The 15,194-nt window shown below is 59.1% G+C and carries 20 protein-coding genes; 1 reads left to right on the top strand and 19 read right to left on the bottom strand.

The annotated features are described in order from the left end of the window. Nucleotides 1–2: 2 nt before the first annotated feature. From K0F85_RS16320 to K0F85_RS16280, 9 genes are all read right to left on the bottom strand, one after another. Complete coding sequence (locus K0F85_RS16320) at nucleotides 3–335, bottom strand: hypothetical protein (protein ID WP_065305786.1); 333 nt, start codon at nucleotides 333–335, stop codon at nucleotides 3–5. Between the two features lie 111 nt (nucleotides 336–446). Then, nucleotides 447–2,810, bottom strand: coding sequence for a hypothetical protein (locus K0F85_RS16315; protein ID WP_219117022.1), 2,364 nt, complete (start codon nucleotides 2,808–2,810; stop codon nucleotides 447–449). Continuing rightward, nucleotides 2,807–3,121: a hypothetical protein gene (locus K0F85_RS16310; RefSeq protein ID WP_219117021.1), complete on the bottom strand. Its 315-nt coding sequence runs from the start codon at nucleotides 3,119–3,121 to the stop codon at nucleotides 2,807–2,809. Before K0F85_RS16310 ends, K0F85_RS16315 begins: the two co-directional genes overlap by 4 nt. A gap of 2 nt (nucleotides 3,122–3,123) precedes the next feature. Continuing rightward, nucleotides 3,124–3,897 carry a hypothetical protein gene (locus tag K0F85_RS16305; RefSeq protein WP_219117020.1) on the bottom strand — a complete coding sequence of 258 codons (774 nt, stop codon included), beginning with the start codon at nucleotides 3,895–3,897 and terminating at the stop codon, nucleotides 3,124–3,126. Next, complete coding sequence (locus K0F85_RS16300) at nucleotides 3,884–4,501, bottom strand: YmfQ family protein (protein ID WP_219117019.1); 618 nt, start codon at nucleotides 4,499–4,501, stop codon at nucleotides 3,884–3,886. The genes K0F85_RS16305 and K0F85_RS16300 overlap by 14 nt, the downstream gene beginning before the upstream one ends. Then, complete coding sequence (locus K0F85_RS16295; RefSeq protein WP_219117018.1) at nucleotides 4,498–5,622, bottom strand: baseplate J/gp47 family protein; 1,125 nt, start codon at nucleotides 5,620–5,622, stop codon at nucleotides 4,498–4,500. Before K0F85_RS16295 ends, K0F85_RS16300 begins: the two co-directional genes overlap by 4 nt. Next, nucleotides 5,623–6,066, bottom strand: coding sequence for a phage GP46 family protein (locus K0F85_RS16290; protein ID WP_219117017.1), 444 nt, complete (start codon nucleotides 6,064–6,066; stop codon nucleotides 5,623–5,625). After that, the gene (locus K0F85_RS16285) at nucleotides 6,063–6,563 is read right to left on the bottom strand and encodes a phage baseplate assembly protein V (RefSeq protein ID WP_219117061.1); all 501 of its coding nucleotides are present in this window, start codon (nucleotides 6,561–6,563) and stop codon (nucleotides 6,063–6,065) included. The genes K0F85_RS16290 and K0F85_RS16285 overlap by 4 nt, the downstream gene beginning before the upstream one ends. Then, on the bottom strand, nucleotides 6,560–7,660 hold the full coding sequence (locus tag K0F85_RS16280) for a phage baseplate assembly protein (RefSeq protein WP_219117016.1): 1,101 nt from the start codon (nucleotides 7,658–7,660) through the stop codon (nucleotides 6,560–6,562). The genes K0F85_RS16285 and K0F85_RS16280 overlap by 4 nt, the downstream gene beginning before the upstream one ends. Before the next feature lie 35 nt (nucleotides 7,661–7,695). Between K0F85_RS16280 and K0F85_RS16275 the strand changes: the two genes are divergently transcribed. After that, nucleotides 7,696–8,109 (top strand): hypothetical protein, encoded by a 414-nt coding sequence (locus tag K0F85_RS16275; RefSeq protein ID WP_219117015.1) that lies wholly within the window; start codon nucleotides 7,696–7,698, stop codon nucleotides 8,107–8,109. Here K0F85_RS16275 and K0F85_RS16270 read toward each other — a convergent pair. From K0F85_RS16270 to K0F85_RS16225, 10 genes are all read right to left on the bottom strand, one after another. Beyond that, a complete protein-coding gene (locus K0F85_RS16270) occupies nucleotides 8,106–8,669 on the bottom strand; it encodes a hypothetical protein (protein WP_219117014.1) in 564 nt (187 codons plus the stop codon). The two genes, K0F85_RS16275 and K0F85_RS16270, sit on opposite strands and share 4 nt — an antisense overlap. Next, nucleotides 8,666–9,550, bottom strand: a complete 885-nt coding sequence (locus K0F85_RS16265; protein ID WP_219117013.1) for a DNA circularization N-terminal domain-containing protein — start codon at nucleotides 9,548–9,550, stop codon at nucleotides 8,666–8,668. The genes K0F85_RS16270 and K0F85_RS16265 overlap by 4 nt, the downstream gene beginning before the upstream one ends. Further along, on the bottom strand, nucleotides 9,547–11,463 hold the full coding sequence (locus K0F85_RS16260; protein WP_219117012.1) for a hypothetical protein: 1,917 nt from the start codon (nucleotides 11,461–11,463) through the stop codon (nucleotides 9,547–9,549). The genes K0F85_RS16265 and K0F85_RS16260 overlap by 4 nt, the downstream gene beginning before the upstream one ends. 118 nt (nucleotides 11,464–11,581) lie before the next feature. Then, a complete protein-coding gene (locus K0F85_RS16255) occupies nucleotides 11,582–11,908 on the bottom strand; it encodes a phage tail assembly protein (protein ID WP_219117011.1) in 327 nt (108 codons plus the stop codon). Between the two features lie 3 nt (nucleotides 11,909–11,911). Continuing rightward, nucleotides 11,912–12,280 (bottom strand): phage tail tube protein, encoded by a 369-nt coding sequence (locus K0F85_RS16250; RefSeq protein WP_219117010.1) that lies wholly within the window; start codon nucleotides 12,278–12,280, stop codon nucleotides 11,912–11,914. A 49-nt stretch (nucleotides 12,281–12,329) separates the two neighbouring features. After that, a complete protein-coding gene (locus K0F85_RS16245) occupies nucleotides 12,330–13,811 on the bottom strand; it encodes a phage tail sheath subtilisin-like domain-containing protein (RefSeq protein WP_219117009.1) in 1,482 nt (493 codons plus the stop codon). Continuing rightward, nucleotides 13,808–13,993 (bottom strand): DUF2635 domain-containing protein, encoded by a 186-nt coding sequence (locus tag K0F85_RS16240; protein ID WP_219117008.1) that lies wholly within the window; start codon nucleotides 13,991–13,993, stop codon nucleotides 13,808–13,810. The genes K0F85_RS16245 and K0F85_RS16240 overlap by 4 nt, the downstream gene beginning before the upstream one ends. 9 nt (nucleotides 13,994–14,002) lie before the next feature. Beyond that, nucleotides 14,003–14,653, bottom strand: a complete 651-nt coding sequence (locus K0F85_RS16235; protein ID WP_219117007.1) for a hypothetical protein — start codon at nucleotides 14,651–14,653, stop codon at nucleotides 14,003–14,005. Then, nucleotides 14,650–14,982 carry a hypothetical protein gene (locus K0F85_RS16230; RefSeq protein ID WP_219117006.1) on the bottom strand — a complete coding sequence of 111 codons (333 nt, stop codon included), beginning with the start codon at nucleotides 14,980–14,982 and terminating at the stop codon, nucleotides 14,650–14,652. The genes K0F85_RS16235 and K0F85_RS16230 overlap by 4 nt, the downstream gene beginning before the upstream one ends. Further along, nucleotides 14,979–15,116: a hypothetical protein gene (locus K0F85_RS16225; protein WP_219117005.1), complete on the bottom strand. Its 138-nt coding sequence runs from the start codon at nucleotides 15,114–15,116 to the stop codon at nucleotides 14,979–14,981. Before K0F85_RS16225 ends, K0F85_RS16230 begins: the two co-directional genes overlap by 4 nt. Between the last annotated feature and the right edge of the window lie 78 nt (nucleotides 15,117–15,194).

Raw genomic sequence — 15,194 nt, 5'->3', positions numbered from 1 at the left:
GGTTACTCCTTTGTATCAGGTTGATCGGGCAGCGTTGGCAATTTCGCATTGCGCGTGCGGTCGATCAGGGCAAAAAATACGGGCACAGCGCGCATGGCGCCCAGCCCCCAGAAAAACGCGATAGCACCGGCCAGTTCGGTCGGTGCGTTCAGGTAGTGGATGGCCAGTGGCGTGGCCGCGCAGGCGACAGCGCCGCCGACCAGGAACGCCGTCATCGCTTGGCGCTTCGTCATTTCCTTGGCGTAGCTCAGCGAAGCGGCTGAGCCGATAAATGCGCCGATCAGCACCGCGTAGGAAATGCCAGCCACGGTGCTACCAGGTGTTTCAATTGCCATAGGGCCTCTCAGGTGATGGAAATGAAAAACCCGCCGAAGCGGGTTTGTAGTGAGGCGTGGAAGCCTATGCGACTTTGACGATGATCGGCAGCCGCAGCTAGGCCAACAAAGTCAGATGAAATTACCATCTGAAATTCTGTTGTATGAAAGTGTGGCTACGAATGGCGTTAAATTAGTATAGGTATACGTGACCGAGGTCCCGCCCGTGCTGATAGCACCCGATCCTGCATTGTTCGTTGGTCCAGCCAGAGTCTGCAGGACCGATCCGCCGGATTGCCGCTGCGTGAAAATGAATGTGGCCGTGTTGAGCAGGGCTCCATTACTATTTGCATACGAATTTGCATACACCAAATACACGCCATCGGAAATAATCAAGGCCGCTAAATTGATGTTTTGCGTTTCTCCATACGTCGTGCCGGCGATGAGTTTTGTTCCCTGAACCGAAAAACCACCTGAGCCACGAAGAATCTGCTTGGGAAAAATTCCTCCTCCCTCACTACCGGGGCCAATCAGGTCAGCAGGCTGGATATTTATGTAACGGTCATATCCATCATGCCCTGCACCGTTGTAGGGTGCTGTTATGTTGTAGCCCTGAATCAGATTATCAGAGCTAATACCGGCGATTGATACCGTAAGGACACCATGGCCATTGAACGCGCCACCTGTGGCAGAAGCCATCAGCACTGGTGAGCAAGTCACTCCACGGCAGCCATCCAGCTTTATGGCCGCAACATAGTCCGATGGACCAGTGCCGGGAGGGGCGTCGAATCCACTATTGTCGAAAACACCGGTCACCCGGCCGCCGCGCGCTAATACCAACCGGACATCATTACTGGTTGTGGCACCACTAAACGTGCAGTCGATATCCACCACATCCGTCCTGTCAATATCGATAGCCTCCGTGAATCCCTGGCGCTGGATATCAACACCTGACATTTTGAATAATTCTAGGTGTGAGGTGCGCGCACGAATGCTGGCGTAGACACCACCGGGTGCCCCGAACATGCGCCCGCCGTTTTGCACGTAGCGGCCAGTACAACCGGTGATGTAACTCCGGGCACCGAACATTTCAGCATTGGCGTTGTTAATATCGATATAACTCAGACTCGCGTCGATATGCGCACCAGCTGAGTCAAGTTCGCAATCCACCAAAAATAAATTCACGCCTCGGCTACCAATAAACCCATCCGAACGCATCGCCGGCGTGGTGCCCACCCCTGCAATTCGGATGTGAGCTGGGGCATTCTGGAACACGCACTGCACGATGCGGAAATCGGTTGCGTCGACGTCAAAATAGAGCGATCCGCCGTCTGGATAATCACCATAGTTGATGCCGCTCCCGGATAACGGCAGATCAAATGTGCTGCCCACCGTCACATACCAGAATTCCATCCACTGCACAGTGCTATTCACAGCCGCATTGCACAGGATCGCGCCATCCAGGCTCGCACGGCTCCATTTGATGATGGGTTTATTTCGATTATCACCGGAAACCACGGCAAAGCAGGTCCACGTCACATCCCCATCAGTGACGGTCGCCCCCACTGCAGTAGGCCAAGCGGGCTCCACCGCACCGGATACCCCCTTTGTATTGGCGCGGTAATAGAACCCGTTGGATGTGGTAGGGAGGCGCGTGCTAAATTGCTGGAACTGATAGCTAGCCTGCCAGCGGCCAGAGGGCGTTACCGCCGTACTATCCATGATGATTCGCGTGTGACTACCGGTGTTGGCCGGATGCGCGCGCGCCGTCAGCAAAATATTTGTTGGGAAGGTCGTTGTTCCGGTCACGCGCAAGCGTCCAGGCTCAACAATTCCCACTGGGTGGCCCTGACCAATCCCAGCCCAAGGCGTGTTGGTACTCACCGCACGCCAGAGGCAGTTAGCGAACTTTTGGAATGCTGCCGTGCTGTCTGTCTGCCCGGTATGGTCACAGCCAAACCAAGCACTTGAAATTCCACCTTCAAATATTCGCTTCCAGCACCCACCGCCAGCAGCCCTGAAAACGGTGCCATCATCTGTGATGGAAGTGTTATCGGATGGGTCTAGCACAAATTGACCAGCAATTGGGGCAGGCCTTGCAGTGACACGGTAACCAGATACATCAACGCGTTGGCGTGGTCCCTCATAGGCTTTCAGTGCTGCGTAATCAGGAAGTTGAAGTGCCTGAAAAGATTGCGCGACGGTCTCACCGCCATTGCCAATAAGTTCAGTACCAGATTCCGCGACAAGAGATTCCTTTAAGGATCGCACGGCGGTCGCACTTCCCAATGCAATCGCATCAGCAAACTGATTGTGATCATTTGATGGGATCAATCCGGCTTGTTCAATGACACGTACGATTGCTTCCTGGATAGCATTGAAAAATTCAGCAGACAGATATGTAGCCTCCGAGACCCCTGGCCGAGCAGCCCGGAACCCATCCTTTCCCGCACCAAATTTATCAATCTCCCGATTTACTGTGTCGATGCGTTTCATTCTGGGACCTTCTGATTAAACACCAGCCGCTTATTGGCACCATGGATATCCATGAAAGATTGAATGGCCGAAGCTCCAGCCGACGCGACTGCTAGTTCATTTCGCAATGACTCAGTGGCGGCGGCGCACTGCCGCACTTCATCTGCTGTGTTAATCGTTAATAAGGGCATCCATACAATCGCACAGGCCCACTCGTCCACATCAGCACCTGTTTGTGGATTTTTGCCGCGCACTTGCGTGAACCAGCTGCAGCCGAGCTGTAAACAATCTTTTTTAATCAAAGGGCAGAATTTTCCGGGTTCAAGTTTCATATTTAGTTCTTGGTTGCAATGATGATGTCGACATACTTGATGTCGAGATTGAGCGTATGGGTGTGAGAGCCACCCCCGCCGCTTGAGCCCGAGCGCACACCAGGATAGGTTGCGCTCCCGCCCCCGTCGCCGATATGGGCACTCGTGCCGTCTCGAGCAAATACCGGGGTGCCATGGTCGTGCTCCGGAATCTGCGCGACAGTCAGCGTGGTCGCACCGACACTGCCTGCAATAAACGCGGAGCTAAAATCGATGGCACCGCCGGAACCGGCCGCGCCGCTGACGACCCGCAATGCCTTGTCGTTATGCGTTACGTCCTTGGTCCACCCAACTGGAGCAACACTCTGCTGGAAGAGCATGCGAGTGCCACTGGGAATCACTGCGTTGGCCTTGGCCGTGGCATCGGTGGCCGCTGCAGCTACTGCTGCAATGCGCGCCGCATTCGTTTTGTTGGTTGCATCCTGTGCCGCCGCGTCGATGGCTGCGGCCCGCGCGCCCGCTGCTTTGTTGGTCGCATCAATAGCTGCTGCAAAAATGGCCGCCTCGCGGGCGGCCGCATCGAGCACCGCCAATGCCGCCACGAACTGATCCATATCAGCCTCGGACAACTGCAGGCCTGCGGCCTCGATAGTCCGTACGATCGACTCTTGAACAGCGTTAAACCATGTCGCCGTCAGACCTGTGGCCAGCGACACCCCTGGCACTTGCTCTTGAAATCCATGCCGACCAGGACCGAACAGATCCACTGCCGGGTCCAATCCATCAATGCGCCGCATCAGCGACCTCCATATAGGTAAAAACTACTTGTGTGTGCGCTGGTTTGAGACGCATCAGCTGGCACTCCAAAGCGCCGAATCTATAGCTGTCGATACGGGCGTCGCACCGCGTGCTGGCTCGGAAAAATGCATGGTTGTCGCCTTGGTGCGGAATATTCACTTTCCAGAGGAAGCGAAACTGCTCATTCATCACGGCTACCTCGCAAGTCATCTCGCAGTTCGTCGGACCGAACTCAGTAAGAGTCATGTCCGCGTAACCAAGAACGGCAGCCAGGTTGAGGAAGTAAGCCCTCGACATACCACCCGGCTCCTGCAGCTTGACCACGACGCGCGCCTGACGCTCAGAAATTGTTTCCGGGTTACCACCACAGCTATCAGGCAAGCCGAGAGTTGCTTCCCATTCAGGCAGCAGCTCGACCGCCGTCAGAGGGAAACCATCGACAAGCAAGGCCCTGGAACGTGCATCAGTGCGCTCATACGCTTGCGCAAGGGCGAGTAAAAGACCGGTCTGCGCGGCATCGAGGTCGCGCGGCCAGACCCGGCCGCGAGGCATTAATGCCTGCAGCGCCCCCAGGTAATCCTGGGCTGAAAAAGAGGCTGTCATGTGGTTTGTGTATAGGTGATGGTGCCAATAACTGGCAACGCACCAGATGGATTAGTTATCGTGCCGAGCGGTGCCAGGATGACGAAAGTATCGACGCCAGAAATGCTGGAAATAGCTGACCAAATATGCGCCAAAGCGACCGGCTTGCCTGGAGCACCATCGCGCAAAAACACATCAGCGATTGCGCCCTCCACCATAGCCCTGGCCGCCACCGGCAAATTTTGGATCATGAAATTCACCGGGTTTGGCGCCGGCGACGCCACGTTAACGAATGCAGTTACCGGCTGCAGTTGCAAAATATGATTGGCTACACGCAACTGGTCGCCCGTAGCAGGCGTACCACGCGATTCGTCAGTCGCGGCACCGTTGATCCCCTGCGGGAAGCCACCGTGTGCAACCTGGCTCCGGTCCAGCATGATGTAGACCACCACGGAACCGATACCCAGCACATTCGCTACCGACCAGGCACGGGTAACGCCTGGAACGTCCTTGGCCCACGTCACATAATCGTCGCGCGCACCACCGCGCGGCGGCGTTTGATACTGGACCAGCATGCGACTGCGCAAACTATCGAACGACTCCACATCGGAACCTCCAACAAATGCTGTGGTGACGATCCCACCGGCCTGAATACCTTCGATGGCCTGCGCCAATGTCATGACACTGCCCGCCACCGTATTGCCAAATGCGCCGGCCTGGCCACCCGCGTCAGGATCAGCAACGGCGTTCACTTCAACTGTACCTCCCTCGCCGACGAGCGCGGCTTCACTCGTTGTATAAGTTACGCCGTCACCGCGGACCAGGCCCGTATCGCTTGGGATCACCCTTCCAGGAACGCCTTTAAACGTCACGCGGCCGCTGGCCGAGGTCGCTGCCTGGCGGTAAATTCCTTTCAGGGCCGCCCAGCCTTCCAGATACTCGTCAGTAGCGGTAAATGGCACTGCCTGTTTGGCGATCCAGTCGAGATAGCCGTAATGCAGGTTGGCTAGGTTGGCCTGTGCCACGCCAGTAATGTTGAGGTTTGAAAAACGCAGCAGCGGATCTGCTCCAGGAAAGCCTGATGCAATATCTTGCGACACCTGGTTGCGTATCTCGGTCAATGTAGGACGAATAAATGGCATCTAGTTTGCCCTCCATACCCAGCTAAAATTAAATGCGATTGCCGCACCACTCTGTTGATACGCCACCAAATTGGCTCCCAGCATGCCTGGACGAGTCCATTCAGTCGTGATGTCGAAGCGGGCCACCACGCTGTCATCGATCAGCCATTGCAGCGACTCGGCGATGTAGTCGTTTGCCAGCCGCAGTGTTTCCTGCGTCTGCTTGGCGCGCTCTAGAAGCCACAAGCGCGAGCCAATCTTGTAGTCTTGGTCGACGTCGCCAATCCAGCCACGTGGATCACCAGTACCATCCGAGATGACGTCGTCAGAACTTGCCTCCCGATCGCTGAACAGGCTAATCAGGATTGCCGTCTCCAGGTCATCCCCGCTGGCCAGATTTGCGTTGTCGTGCGCCCAGTCGCCGCGCGCCATGTCGCGTATCCATATCGTCCTGGTGTCGCTCATACCGGCTCTCCTGACTCATCAGTGCCCACCCGCACGCCGCCGTGCTTGTGGTGGTCCAGGCTGATACCGTCGGCCACAATATCGCCCGTGGCGTTCAATGAGCCATTCAGCTGGATATCGCCGTTGATGGTGATCGGCAAGCCACCGCTGTTGATCACGATGCCGGCCTGCGTCAGGTGGACCGACTGGCCCAGCGCGTCGTAAATGGCCACCTCGCCCGAAGCCAGGTTCTTCATGCGGTAAGCCTGGCTACCGATCGACACGACCAGGCCGTTTGACCTATTCCCGCCCAGGAACGACGCAAACACATCAGAGCCGATCGGCGGGTGGCAGGTATAGCCGTAGTCGTGTGGCGCCGGCATGTTGTCGATGATTTCCATCGATCCAAACCGTACCTGCAGCTTTTGCACGGCGCCGCTATCATCGACGAAGGTGATGCGGCCACGCCCGAAAGCCAGCATGACGCAGCGGTACAACCGTTCGATGGCCCCGATCATTTGCCCGCCGCTGCTGGAACTTCAGCAAGCGCCTTGACGAGCAGAATCGGCTGCACCTCGAAAGCTGTTGGCGGCATGATCACCAGCTCGCACGTGGTGCCTGTGTTCGCATCACGCTTGTATGTCACGTCGCTGATCAGCCAGGTTGTAGGGGCCAGCTTCAGGGCAGGAAAATCGACCGGCACCAGCGTGTTTGGCTGGTAAAGTTTGCCAGCCGAGTCACGCCATCCATCCGTCACCAGCTGCAGCCGCCGCGATCGGCCCGAGCGGCGCGAACGCTCCCAGTCAGCGCGTTGCCGCAGTACGTTAAAGTTGGCATCACCACTCTCGGCGATCAGCACCTTGCGGCGATGACGCGGCACGTTTTCGTCATTTACCTTCATGACGAAATTGCCGCCATCACCGGCATCGGAGAATGTATCGACATTCTGGATAAATGCCAGGATCTCGGAATAACGCTGGTCCATCGAGTACTCCAGCGAAGCCGACTGCACGTTCTTCCCCTGGGTAAAACCGCTGGCCGCACTAACTTTTCCAACGCGGGTCAGGAACAAGTTGCCAGCAGGATCGTCATAGGCCAGCAGCGCCGCATATCGGCACAGCCGCTCGATGATCTCAAAAGCCTTCTCGCCAAGCATCAGGTTAAATTGATGGATAGGCGGATCTGAATCGGTCACGTCCGTGGACACCGTAATCGGCACTGCATCTGCACCAGTAGTGGACACGCCGTACGGCAATGCAAGCTTGCGGGCGATCTCCAGCACGCTCGACCCGGTGATCTGACCACCAGGCCACTCGGCGTCACAGTCGACCAGGTCAGCGCACTTGCTGCGGCCCATTACGCGCAAGGCATGCTGGCCGGCGTTAAACGATGGCACCAGGCGGTCGACGTAGCCTGTGATGACCAGGTCAGCGCCTAGCAGCACCTGGCATGCATCGCCAGGCTGAATAACGAAAGCGCCGACGTCGCCTGGATAAAGCTCGGTCATCATCACGTCGAAATCGCTCGGGCAGCGCTCGATGCCGCGCGATACACGGATAGAGGTCCAACCCGACAGTTTCCGACCGCCAACAATTAATGTGAGATCATCTGCCATATTTTTTACAATCAGTTGAATTAAAAGGAGAACGCATGAAACAAAAAATGAAAAATTCAATATGCTTCGCCATGCTCGCCTTATCCGGAAACGCCTTCGCCGAGTGCCATATAAAGACCGGTAACGCGGTTTTTTGCCTGGCCCCCAAGCCGGCCGCCTATGCCTATCAAGCTCTAGGCTTTGACGCCAAAAAGACGAATCTCTCCCACTATCGACAACTGATGCAGGAAGCGGGATGTGGCCGCCCATATGGCCGCACGTTTAAGGAAGCATCATTGAGGCTGTTTTCAAAAGGCAGGGTAGCTACGCCTGACGGCTGGGTATCCATCAGTCATGTCGCGGTGAACGACAGCGATGCTTACTACGTCGCTACCGACTACATTGAAGGTGTCTGCGAGCCGTTTAAGCCAACGACCAACTCATCGTCCAACACCTTGCCAGCAGGTTAAGATGACAACGCCTTGAACTTGGTCGGCATAAAAGCCGGATGAATCGGGTTCGCTTGCGACACCAGTTCATCCGACCGCACAGGACTCCGGTAAAGCCGCTGCGCCATGACCGGAGCTGGCATCGACAGGTTGCTGCCGACGCTCGCAACACCGGCCAGCTGGGCGCCACGCGTCGCCAAGTCATGCGAGACGGCCGCGCGCAAGGCACGCAAGGCGTTGAACGTCGCGTCCTGCCCCTGATCCCCTGCGCTGATGATCTCGGCGTCCAGCGCCCCGCAGACGGCCTGCCTGACGGCTGCAGCATCGTCAGCGGATGTCGGCTCATACTCGGCCGAGGCCCTGGCCAGCGCAACGATGGCGGCGCGCCTGAACAGCTCTCCGGTCGCATCCTGCATCACGGCCATCGCCGAGCCGATGACCGACGTCGACGTCACTTCGTCGGGGAAGAAGTCGGCCAGGCTCGATAGCAGCCGCAGTGCGTCGGCTCGCTTGACTGCAGCACCGTACAAGGCGGCCGCCAGGTCCTGAGCCGCAACGGCAAAATCGCTTGCAGTACTCATGGTCCCAGCCCCGATCCCGTCGACGTCAATTTTGCAATCGCACCAGTTACCGATGTCCGCGCCGACGCCCCCAATGCGATCAGCTTCGGGATCGTCGTCTCGGCCGACGCCACCGCGCCGGCGAGAACGGCAAACTTGCCGATGCCTGGGCTCTTTGCGTACCGGCCGACACTGCCTGTCAGCGTGCCCACCATGTTGTACAAGTTGGTCGCGTCGTTCGCCAGCGACTGCGCCTTGCGCCCCCAGGCAGCGGCCGTGCTGGCCGCCTGCGCTGCCGTCACAGCGCCCTGCTTCAGGGCCGCGCCCACCTTCGATGCGAAATCGGTCGCGCTGGCGGCGTCCGCCGCCTTAGCTGCCGTTTTGACTGCGCTGCCGGTCGAGGTGGCCACGCTCGGGAAAACACGCTGGCCAGACTCGATCACATTGAAATTGACCATGAACACCCGGCCCTGGTCCCAACGCTCCTCCGTTGAAAACTCCATCACGCTGACACGCAGCTGGCCATACGTGGGATGCATCAAATCGCCGTCGCCGGCGGTCTCGATCGCCGCAATCAGCCGGTCACGCTTGGCAATGGCATCATCACCGACCAGGAAGCCGCTGACGCTGACGTGACGAGCAGACCGGCCCAAGTCCTCCACCCATACCGTGTCCCGGAATGGGTATTCATGCACCACCTGGCGCCGGCCGAATTTGCCTGAACCGCCCAGCACGCCGAATGGCACACCACGAAAGGATGCCGGCCGCAGCTGTGAGAACCAGGAGGCGGCACCAGGTGCAGCCGCACCCTTGTCGCCGCTGACACGCTTCACCAAATTTGCCGCACTACCGATGGTGGTGGTGATGGAACCTATCGCGCCCAGGGCGCCATCGATACTCATCCCGCCGCCAGGGTAGGCATCGAGTGATTCACTCGCACAGGCACCATATCCCCACCTTTCATATTTGCTGTCGCCGTTGTTCCCGCCGGCGCATTTTTGAAGTCGACCACTACCTGCGTCACCGCCTTTTCGACCATGTCCTTGCTGTAGCCGGCGCTGTTACCCTCTTGCCGGATCATGCTGGAAATCAGCGGCGCCACCGTCTTTTTATCGGTCAGGTCCAGCGGCTGGTGCGCGCCAAATCCTGTCTGCTTTGAGACGTTGCCGACATAGCCAGCCGTATCGTTTTCTTTTGGTGGCGCCCACCGTCCAATGATGCCGGCGATCGTGTTCAGGCCATGCTTGCTTTGCTGGACCTGCAAATTCTTGATCATCGCGGCAAGCCCGGCCTCGGGCGTGGGAAAGCGTGCAAAGCCATCCTCACGCGGCATATCGCCCCAGGACCGCAGATTGCCCGGGTTGTTATTGCGAATGCCGCGTGGGGCGCGGGAGCGCGTGCCAGATGCGTCCTCCCAGTCACCCGAAGCACCACCGCCCCGGCGGTCGCCCCAGTCACCCGAGGCACCGCCGGTCTGCTTTTCACCAAGACCCTTGGTACCCTTGGCCAGCTTTTCCGTGGTTTTGGCGATCGCGCTTTGACTTTTGGCCGCGTCGTCGGACATATCACCCCACAGGCCCTTCCACCACTTCTTGACCTTGTCCCAGTTTTCATATAGAAAGAGCGCCACTGTCGCAATGGCCATCACAATCGCGGTGATCGGGTTGGCCAGCATGGCCAGGCGCATCAGCCCCAGCGCGCGGATGAACACAGGGATGATGGTCACGCCCAAGCGCACCAGGCTGGCCCCAAATGTGGCCACGCTCAACAGGAACGGCCCGGCCATCACGCCCATCACCAGCAAGGCGGCAGTTTTCCAGCCACCGAGCGAATCGATCACGCCGGCAACGCCCGAGATAAAGCTGGTCATGCCATTCAACACATCATTGAAATTGATGCGCTCGATCCAGGTGGCAAACGCCGCGACAAACTCGGTCACCCTGGTAGCGATCAGCTCGCGGTTGGCCGTCACCCAGGTGATCAGTTTTTCAATGAACGGCTGCAGTACCGGAATCAGCCGCTCACCGATCGAAATTTTCACGCCCTCGGTGGCCATGCTGAGCGACACCATCTTGAAACCAAACTGGTCAGCGGCCGCGATCGCGCCGGCAGTGCGTGAACCACCAAACTCGGCAACTTTCTGCTGGAACTCCTCGATGCCCTTGGCGCCCTTGCGCAGCAACGGCAAAGCCGCCTCGATGCCGAACTGGCGCGCAATGACGCCCTGCACCTGGGCGCTTTTGATACCCGAAATGTAGGTGGCGATATCCTTGAAGCCACGCGCGGCATCGATCGAGCCGTCTGCCGTCTTGTGGATGCCGATGCGCATTTTATTAAGCAGCATCAGCGCCGATTGGTTCCGCCCGAACAGCGCATCTTCCATCGTATCGCCGACCGACTTCAAGCTTCCGGTCAGCTCTTCCGCCGTCACGCCAGCCAGCTTGGCCGCGCCACGCATCGACATCAGTGTCGACGTCGACATGCCGATCAATGCCCCGGCCTTGCTCACTTCCATGCCGACCGTACCCCAACTGGTGGCCAACGCCAGCAAGCCGGCGATCGAGCCGACACCGATCACGGCGGCCATCGGCGCCACGATCGAGCGCACTCGGCCGGCGACATCGAGCGCGGACCGGCCGACGCCGCCCATTGCCTTGGCCACCTTGTCCAGGCCCAGTTCAGTGCTGAGCTGCTGAACCGAGCGGCGAATCAAAACGAGCGGCCTGGCCAGCCGCTCGAACGTGTCATTAATTTGCCGCACTGTTCGCGTGGCACGGTCGACGGCCGTGATAACAATATTAAAAACGCTTGCCATTATTCAGCCTCTCCCGCTTTGAGCATTCGCTGCGCCTGCTCGCTCCACCAGTCAAGCTCGGTCCAGGTCAGGGACCACCCGTCGTGCGGCCCCCAGCCGTAATACTTGGTCAGCTCGGCTACGACTTCACGCCAGTTGGAGGGCCAAGTACAGTAAAGCTGCCTAAAAAATCAGCCGCCTCCTGGAAGTCGCGCTGGCACAGTTTTTCAATGGCGCCGCGCGGCACCTTCGCCACGATCGAAATCAGCGCGATCGCCACGTCAACATCACTGCCGGCCTTCGACGCTTTCGACAAGTCGCCAGCAGTCGGCTCACGCAGGTCAAGCGTGGCGTATTCGATGTGGCCCAGCGCCACCGGCTTACGCAGCTGCAGCGTCTTTTCGTCTACGATTTCAGCCGCAGAGCCTGCACCGTCCACACCATCCAAATTTTCTTGATCAATCATTTTTTACGCCTCCTCGACGCTGAAACCTTCCCATTTCACTTCAAAAGTAGCTTCGGCGGTTTTCACCTCCTGGGCCTCCACGGTCCACATATTGCGGCCGACAATCGTCTTGCCGTTTGCCAATTCAACGGTGACGGTCACGTTCGTCATGGCGTTGAAATTGGCGACGCTCAGGCCGCCGGAGTCGCGCACGGTGCACGACATCTTGCCCGCTGCCGGCTTCTCGGAGTAGCCGTGTACGCGGTCCTGACCGACCAGCGTTTCGCGCGCCACCTTCGCCACGCTGTATGCGAAATCGCCGGCGAGCATGTAATTCGTTCCGTCGACCGTCAGGTATGCAACGCCTGCCAACCGGTTGGTGGTATCTGCCAATTCAGGCTCCTATAAAAAAAGGCCGCTGGATAGCGGCCCTGGGGTTGTCTTACTGCAGGCGGAACTGATTGAGCAGCGCGAAGATCCGCAGCTGGTTGATCAGGATGCCCGGATACAGCACGTCGACGCGGTTCGGGTTCTGGCTGTTCTGCTCCACCACCAGGCCCGCTTTGAACGCGTCAGCGTTTTGCACGATGCCGGCGTCTTCCAGTTCGCGATACTTGGCGATCAGGTCGGCGCGGATGATGTTTGGCGTCACAATCGCAGCGCCCGAGCCAAAGCGCGTGCCGTTGGCCGCCAGCTTCACGCGGGCGTATTTGCTGGTCACCATGGTGCGCAGCTCGCGCAGCACGTAGGCCAGGGTGAACATCGTTTCGATCTGCAGGTAACTGTCGTCCAGGTTGCCGAACGCGTTTTTCTGATAGGTCGTGATCAGATTCTGGATCGACACCGTGCCGTCATCGGCTACCGAAAAGGTCGAAATGCCCGAGTGCAGCAAAATGTTCTGGTCCGTCATCTGGAAACGGCTCTGCAGCGGCGGCGGCAGCACGCCCTGGATCGCCACCGTCTGCAGGGGCAATGCAGGATCGTTGCGCAGGCTGACGGCCGCAGCACCTGCCGTCCCCGCCGCCCAGATCCAGGACGGCGTCGGCGAGCCGTTCACGCCCATCACGCTTCCATGCTGGTCGTTGCGCGCGGTACCCATTGTTACCTGGGCGCCGAACGTGCCTTTGTAGGCCCCGAAGAAGTGGCCATACAACTGGCTGTTCCATGACCAGCGGCCGGTCGTATCGTTCATCAGCGCTTTGATGGCGTCGAGCGATATCACGTCCGTGTACGGGCAAACGATGAAGTCGAACGTCTGGTCGCCCAGGTTCGCAAACGCCGCCGCCATCGATGGCGCCGTGGCGCCGCCTGCCATTGGTGCGATGGCCACGGTCAGGCCGGCCGGCAGCACTTCGCCACCACGCGAACCCTGGTAGTTCAGCTGCAGATCGATATCGTTGCCGCACGGGCCCTTGTTCACCGCGGTGAAGGTCACCACGCCTGCAGCAGCCGCCGCCTTGACCGGACAGGCACCGTCAGCATTGACCAGGGCGGCCAGCGCCGTTGCCAGCTGTGCCACCGTCTGCGTTGCCATGACCGGCATCGCGTAGCGAACGCCGGCAACGTACGCGTAGACCGTGCCGCTCGCGGTCGCAGCCGCGCTGAAGGTCAGCGTGCCAGTCGCGGCGCCCGCAGCCGGGTCATCGAGCAGCGGCAGGTACCACACCTCGCCGAAGGTGTCGTTCAGGCGATAAGCTGCCGTCATCAACGCCAGCATCGAACCCTGGCCACCGGCCAGTGCAGCGTCAGCGGCGCCCTGGGAAATAATCGGCACGTTCGGCACCGCCGTGCCCGCCGCCGTGATCTGGCCGATGATCAGCGCGCGCTGCGCCGCCTGCGCCGAGTTGGCGCGGGAGTTGTCGACTTCCGCATAGAACAGCGGAACCCGGATGTTGTTTGGGACGCCTTTGAATGGGATGGTCATTCTTTATTACTCCCGGTCGAACGCGGCGGCTTTTCAGCGACAGCAGCCTTGACCGATACATCACGGTCGAAGATGCGGCGCTGCCAGTACGGCGTATCAGGCACTTCCCGGCCATTGGCTGGCAGGACGTCCTGTAAATCAGGGTCCGGAATCGTCAGACCCGGCGCTGGCGTTACATACATGGGAATCTCCTATTGAGGTAAATCGATGTTCAGCGCACCTTCGTCGCGGCCGTCAGGGCCGGCCGTGCGCGGCGCAGGTGCCGCAGGAAAACGCGCATCGGGATAGTTGCCCCTGGAGTCGAAAGGCGCGCCCGCATCAAGGTGCAAACCAAAACTGTGCAAAGGAATAGGCAGGCCGGTCAACGGCTCACCAGGTGGCGCACCAGGCGCGCCGTAGGAATCGAACATTTCAGGCACTTCGAATGCGAACAGCATGCGGGCGCCGCCAAAATGAGTCCGCCCTTCCGAAGAAATCTCCGTACGGCTTTCCACAGACACAACCTGGTTGATGATGCGGATCAGATCGTTGTTCGTCAGCAGCGCCATTTCGATGCACAAGCAAAGCGCCTCGATCGCATCCTGCGCGGCGCTACCGGTTCGCTCTTCTACTCGTGCCTCGATCTCGATCGTGCAGGTACTGGTGAACTGCGGCGCGCCCTTTCCGATCGATTCCTTGCGATCGTCCGGCGCACGCAACAAGATGGCTGGCAATAGTTCAGGCGGCGTGCTCCAGTCACCAGGTGAATCAACGGTAACGCCAGCGAACTGTTCACCAGTCAACGCCGCCAGTGCCGCCAGGCGAATCTGCCGGCGCGCAAGCATCAGTTCACCAGCCATCATGGCTCCGCATAGTTAAGCAGCAAGATGGCGGCACCGACGCCATTCAACTGCACTTCTTTGACGACATACGTGCCGCCGGCATGCAGATTGGTGGCGGTGATCACGACCCGGTCACGTTGGCGCGGCGGCACCGCAAACTCGGCCAACCGGACGCCCAGGGCGGGCATTTCCGTTGTAATGCCGGTACCGCCCACCAGGTCGACGGACTTGTAGGCTTCATGGAACGTGCCATGAATGCCGAAGGGGGCGCCTGCAGCCGGCTGGAACTGCGCTGGCTCACCGAACTGGGCCATAACCGGCCCGTTCACCACGCGGTCCCAGTCGATCACTCTGCCGACGGAGGATTGTCGTCACCCTCCTTCTCGAACGCGGGGCCCGGCGCGATGGTCGGCGCCGTCGCCGCAGGGTCGAGCAGGTAGCCGCCACTGCGCAGCCAGGCGGCTTCACTTACAGGCAGTGACACTTCGCCACCTGGTCCGACATTGCTACCTTCGAATTTAACGGTGCGGCCTGGGGCGACGACCGCTTTGACTAATTTTTC

Origin of the sequence: Janthinobacterium sp. UMAB-56, from assembly GCF_900095265.1 — a bacterium.
Taxonomy (GTDB): Bacteria; Pseudomonadota; Gammaproteobacteria; order Burkholderiales; family Burkholderiaceae_D; genus Janthinobacterium.
The sequence above is the reverse complement of the archived record's forward strand: the minus strand, read 5'-3'. Positions and strand labels throughout refer to the sequence as shown.

Bases quoted from the DNA above. Each gene is read 5' to 3' on its own strand.
- K0F85_RS16320 (WP_065305786.1), bottom strand. From the start codon at position 335: ATGGCAATTGAAACACCTGGTAGCACCGTGGCTGGCATTTCCTACGCG.
- K0F85_RS16260 (WP_219117012.1), bottom strand. From the start codon at position 11,463: ATGGCAAGCGTTTTTAATATTGTTATCACGGCCGTCGACCGTGCCACG.
- K0F85_RS16245 (WP_219117009.1), bottom strand. From the start codon at position 13,811: ATGACCATCCCATTCAAAGGCGTCCCAAACAACATCCGGGTTCCGCTG.
- K0F85_RS16305 (WP_219117020.1), bottom strand. From the start codon at position 3,897: ATGCGGCGCATTGATGGATTGGACCCGGCAGTGGATCTGTTCGGTCCT.
- K0F85_RS16280 (WP_219117016.1), bottom strand. From the start codon at position 7,660: ATGGCAGATGATCTCACATTAATTGTTGGCGGTCGGAAACTGTCGGGT.
- K0F85_RS16265 (WP_219117013.1), bottom strand. From the start codon at position 9,550: ATGAGTATCGATGGCGCCCTGGGCGCGATAGGTTCCATCACCACCACC.
- K0F85_RS16240 (WP_219117008.1), bottom strand. From the start codon at position 13,993: ATGTATGTAACGCCAGCGCCGGGTCTGACGATTCCGGACCCTGATTTA.
- K0F85_RS16285 (WP_219117061.1), bottom strand. From the start codon at position 6,563: ATGATCGGGGCCATCGAACGGTTGTACCGCTGCGTCATGCTGGCTTTC.
- K0F85_RS16290 (WP_219117017.1), bottom strand. From the start codon at position 6,066: ATGAGCGACACCAGGACGATATGGATACGCGACATGGCGCGCGGCGAC.
- K0F85_RS16300 (WP_219117019.1), bottom strand. From the start codon at position 4,501: ATGACAGCCTCTTTTTCAGCCCAGGATTACCTGGGGGCGCTGCAGGCA.
- K0F85_RS16315 (WP_219117022.1), bottom strand. From the start codon at position 2,810: ATGAAACGCATCGACACAGTAAATCGGGAGATTGATAAATTTGGTGCG.
- K0F85_RS16270 (WP_219117014.1), bottom strand. From the start codon at position 8,669: ATGAGTACTGCAAGCGATTTTGCCGTTGCGGCTCAGGACCTGGCGGCC.
- K0F85_RS16235 (WP_219117007.1), bottom strand. From the start codon at position 14,653: ATGATGGCTGGTGAACTGATGCTTGCGCGCCGGCAGATTCGCCTGGCG.
- K0F85_RS16295 (WP_219117018.1), bottom strand. From the start codon at position 5,622: ATGCCATTTATTCGTCCTACATTGACCGAGATACGCAACCAGGTGTCG.
- K0F85_RS16310 (WP_219117021.1), bottom strand. From the start codon at position 3,121: ATGAAACTTGAACCCGGAAAATTCTGCCCTTTGATTAAAAAAGATTGT.
- K0F85_RS16255 (WP_219117011.1), bottom strand. From the start codon at position 11,908: ATGATTGATCAAGAAAATTTGGATGGTGTGGACGGTGCAGGCTCTGCG.
- K0F85_RS16275 (WP_219117015.1), top strand. From the start codon at position 7,696: ATGAAACAAAAAATGAAAAATTCAATATGCTTCGCCATGCTCGCCTTA.